Annotated in this window: 2 protein-coding genes; one reads left to right on the forward strand and one right to left on the reverse strand. The window is 70.8% G+C overall.

The features are described 5' to 3' along the window. Positions 1 to 278: 278 nt before the first annotated feature. Entirely contained in the window at positions 279 to 1103 is an 825-nt protein-coding gene (locus tag ACFXHB_RS44365) for an ROK family protein (RefSeq protein ID WP_380582860.1), read from the reverse strand. 1024 nt (positions 1104 to 2127) lie between these two features. Here ACFXHB_RS44365 and ACFXHB_RS44370 point away from each other — a divergent pair. Next, positions 2128 to 4431 (forward strand): alkaline phosphatase D family protein, encoded by a 2304-nt coding sequence (locus tag ACFXHB_RS44370; protein ID WP_380582862.1) that lies wholly within the window; start codon positions 2128 to 2130, stop codon positions 4429 to 4431. The last annotated feature ends 80 nt before the right edge of the window (positions 4432 to 4511 follow it).

A 4511-nucleotide genomic window follows, 5' to 3' on the forward strand; every position in this document is an offset into this window, starting at 1 on the left:
GCCGTTGACGGTGAATTCCTCTGTGGTCACAAAGGCTCCTTAGCGCGTCTGTAACGTGGCTTGTATCTCTCTGAAACACAAGGGTGGCGGCGGGCGCGGGTGGGGAGGAACCCCCGATCCGGTTATGCGCCCTATAAGGAGTGGCTGCCGTTTTACCGCAGGTTGGGGCGGCTTTGAGCACTCTTTGGCAACGATCCGGTGAATGTGGGGAATACCCGGGGCGATGGGCGCGGCCGGGACACGGTCAGTGCCGTGTCCGGGACGCACCCGGGACGCGGTCAGTGGCTCGCGACCAGCTCGCGGGCCATCATGGCGGCTCCCAGGCAGGCCGCCCGGCCGCCCACCCGCCCCGCGATCACGTCCGGTCGCGGCCCCTGCCGGCGGGCTCTCCGTAGCGCGGAGTCGATCGTCTGCCGCAGCGCCGTGTCCATCCGCGGCAGCGGTCCGCCGACCACGACCTTCTCCACGTCGGCCGCGAGGATCAGCGCGGCGAGGGCCCGGGTGTCGGCGGTGCTCAGGGTCGCCGCCCGGGCGTCCGGCGAGAGCGTGGCGGCGTCGAACGCCGCCTCCCGCACCGACCGGCCCGCGCGCATCACCGCGACCAGGACCGGGTCGGCCGAGGTCACGAACGCGAACGCCTCGCAGCCGCGGCCGGCTCCCAGCCGTCCCTCCGCGACGGCGCCGGCGTGCCCCGCGTGCCCGAGGGTGACGGGCACGTCCAGGTGCTCCTCCAGCCAGGAACGCAACGGCGCGGCGGCCCAGTCCGGTTCGGCCGTCGCGACCCCGGCGAGCCCGTCCACGGAACCGCTGAGCACGAGACCGGCCGCCGCCACCGGGGCCTCCCGGCGGTCGGCCAGCGCCGCGAGATCGGTCGCGCAGCCGAGCACGGTGTCGACCACGGCGTCCGGGCCCCGCTCCGGCCGGGTGTACCAGCGCTCGGACTCCCGGACGCGGCCGTCGGTGGTCATCACGGTCCCGCTGATGTACCGCGCGCCGATGTCCAGGGCGATGACGCTCGCGGGGCCGGCCGGCCGCCCCCGGGCGGCTTCCGGCCCCGGTGGGTGGGGGAGGGTGGCGCGCTGTTCGGTGGGTGTGCCCCGCACCGTGGCAGTCAGGTATCGGGCACGGTCCGGCGTGGGGCGGATGTGTTCGGCGTGTGAACGGGGGAGGGTCATGGCGGCCTGCCTCCGAGTGGTCCCGAGGGTGGTGTGCGGTGCCACCGCCGCCCGGGGACGAGTCCAGCCGCGTCCCGCTCCGAGTAGACCGCGGCGGCCCGGGGCCCCGGCGCGGCGGCAGCACTGCTACGCCCCCGTCCCGGGAGCGTGGGTTCCGATGCTCGGTCGGTCCCGTGGGAGTGGCAAGGCCCGAATTGCTGATGGGGCGGATAACGGAATCGTATGGGTGGCACACCGGGCCCGCGGTCCCGTCGGCGGCGGTGAGAATTCCGGACTGTGACCGGGAGATTGCGGTGCTGTAACGCCCTGCCCGGATCGACCGGAGCGCCGCCTGATGTTCGGTCAGGGGGGTCGACGCGAAGGCTCCGGGGTGTTCGCGGGAGCCCCGGGCCGGCCGGTCGGGCCATGTCCACTCCTGCCCCAATGTCGTTGACATCAGCGGTACTTCGCCGGGATCGGCCGGTCCTGCGGCGAGATCGGTGAGCGGTGGTTCGCGGATCCCAGCCGCCCGACGATCCGACGCCGGCCCCCGGACGTTCCCGGCCCTCGGAAGGAATCGTCGCGGACTGGATCAAGGACCGCGGCAGTGCCCCTCCTTGTTCGCCCGTTCCCGGGGCCGCGCGGTAAATCCCCCCTCCACGATTCCACCCATGAATATCCGGTGCGGAAGTATTGACAGTGCCGTCGAGTGGCCGCTGTAGTTCCCCTTACTCACCCCGCCCCGCTTCGCCGGTTCTCGCGGACCTCCGCACCGGCCCACCGAAGCGGCCGCTATGTCTCGTGCGGCCGGTCTGCGACGCCCCACCCAGGCGCAGACGGCCGATCCCCGTGCCACGCAGCGTCCGACCCCCATCAATCGGGCTGCCCGCCCCCACCTCATTCGCGCTCGACCACGCCCTTTCGGGGCCGTGGTTCGACGGCATCGGTCGACACCCTCACTCAGGAGAAGACAATGGACGACTCTTCCCCCACCCTGTCCGATCACATCAACTCCGAGATCAGCCGCCGCAGGGTGGTGCAGCTGCTGGGCGCAGGCGCGGTGGCGGCCGCCGCCGGCAGCGCCCTGACCGGCACCACCACCGCGGCGGCGGACTCGCTCCCCTGGACGGGTCTGGTCGCGGCGGTGCTGGACGAAGTCGATGTGGACACCAAGGCCTGCGGGCTGAAGACGCTGCTGGAGAACGCCGGGTTCGGCGTCATCACCCTCGACCCCGCCAAAGCGGTGCGCTATCAGGCCGCGCCGTCCGCGCTGTCCAGGACGGAGGCGGTCGCCGCGGCGGCCGCGAACGGCGTGCAGGAGGTGGCCCTGGTCGCCTTCGGCAGCTTCGCCAGCGTCGTCCCCAGCCTCAACAGCTCCAAGTACACCGCCTTCGTGACGAATCAGCGCGATTCGCTGCGGCAACTCACCAGAGACGGCGGAGTGGTCCTTGAGCTCGCTCAGCCCGACAAGGACGGCGTCGGTGTCTCCTACCTGCCGGTCACCGACTGGAAGTATGACGCGATTCCGATGCACGCGGTGCGCACCGACTTCGACGCCAACACGATCTACCCGGTGGACACCACCCACCCCCTGGTGAGCGCGCTGCCCAAGGTCGGTGGCCAGGTGTTCACCGGCCGCCGCACCGAGCGTCTGGAGGGGACGGCCCAGAAGAAGCTGTGGACCAGTTGGGAGTCGATCGGCGCCTGGGCACAGATGCGGGTGCTCCTGTCCTGCACGGATGGGACGGGCTTCCCGGCGGTTCTGCTGGAGGGCAAGGGCGACACCGTCGCGAACGAGAAGTCCACGCCCGACAAGGGCAGGTACCTGGTCTCCAGCCTCACCATCGACAAGTGCTACGCGGCGGACGGCACGACGGCGGTCGAGTCCGCTGCCGCCATCGAGGACAGTCACAAGTTCTTCAACGCCCTGACGGCATACGTGCAGAAGGTGCGGGCGGGCACCGCCCCCGGCGTGACCACCACCCCGGCGCCCAAGGCAGGTCCGCTCGTCGGCCACGTGGACGAGACCACGGCCCGGATCCTGGCCCGGCCGGGCGTGACCGGGTCCTGGAAGTGCACGGTGACCGCGGGGAGCACGGTGAAGACCCTCACCGCGAGCACCGCACCCGCCAATGACGACACCGTTCTGTTCGACGTGACGGGCCTGACCGCGAACACGTCGTACACCTTCAGCATCACCCCGGATTCCGGTGGCGCCTTCGTTCCGATGGCCGGGAAGTTCAAGACCGCACCGGTGCCGAACACGGGCGCCGCGGGTACGTCGCCCACCAAGGCCACGCTGGGCTTCGGCTCCTGTGCGCACAGCATCTCGACCTCCGTGTGGAGCCAGGTCATCGCGAACGACTGCGAGGGCTTCGTCATGCTCGGCGACACCCCGTACGCGGACCGGGGTGTCGCCCTGGGCAGCAGCCCCGATTCCTCTGCGGAAATCCAGAGGAAGACTCGCAAGACGCACCGGGAGTTCCTGGCAGCGCCCGGAATCGACAACCTGGTCAAGTCGATGCCGATCTGGGGAACGTGGGACGACCACGACTTCGCCGGCAACGACACCGACGGCCGGGCGCCCGCGAAGGTCGACTTCCGCAAGGCGTTCGTCGACTACCGTGCCAACGCGACCTTCGGCCACGGCGCCGGCGCCCAACTGCTGACCGGCAGGGGCACCGGTGAGGGCGTCTACACCTCCTTCCGGCGCGGCCCGGTCGAGGTGTTCCTCCTCGACCCGCGGTGGTTCGCCAACGCGACGACGGGGGTCTGCCTGGGAGCCGAACAGAAGGCCTGGCTGTTCAAGGCGTTGAAGGACAGCACCGCCAAGTTCAAGGTCCTCGCCTCGGGAATGACCTGGTACGACAAGGCCGGCTCCGAGAGCGACGCCTGGTCCACCTACACCGCGGACAGGAACGAGCTCTTCGAGTACATCAAGCGGGAGAACATCAAGGGCTGTGTGCTGCTCAGCGGGGACATCCACGTCTCCCGTGTCCTGAAGAACTACTACACGGCCGCGGACGGGGGCAAGGCCCTCGGGTACGACCTGTGGGAGTACGTCGTCAGCCCGCTGCACGACAGGACCGAGGCGGTCAAGCACAGCGACACGCCTACCGGCCATGTGCAGACCGTCGCCACGCCCCGCACCTTCCTCAAGCTGGAGGCCGAAACCAAGGGCGACGGCACGGGGACGCTGACCGCCACCTGGATCAACGAGGCGAACAGGACCGTGATGGGACCTTACGCCCTCACCACGACCCAGCTCGGCTACTAGCCCCGGCACCCGGTCGGGGGGGGGGGGGGGCGGGGGCCCCCCGCCCCCCCCCCCCCCCCCCCCCCCCCCCGCCCCCGCGG

The sequence above is a fragment of the Kitasatospora sp. NPDC059327 genome (genome assembly GCF_042752535.1).
In the GTDB taxonomy this organism is placed as follows: Bacteria; Actinomycetota; Actinomycetes; order Streptomycetales; family Streptomycetaceae; genus Kitasatospora.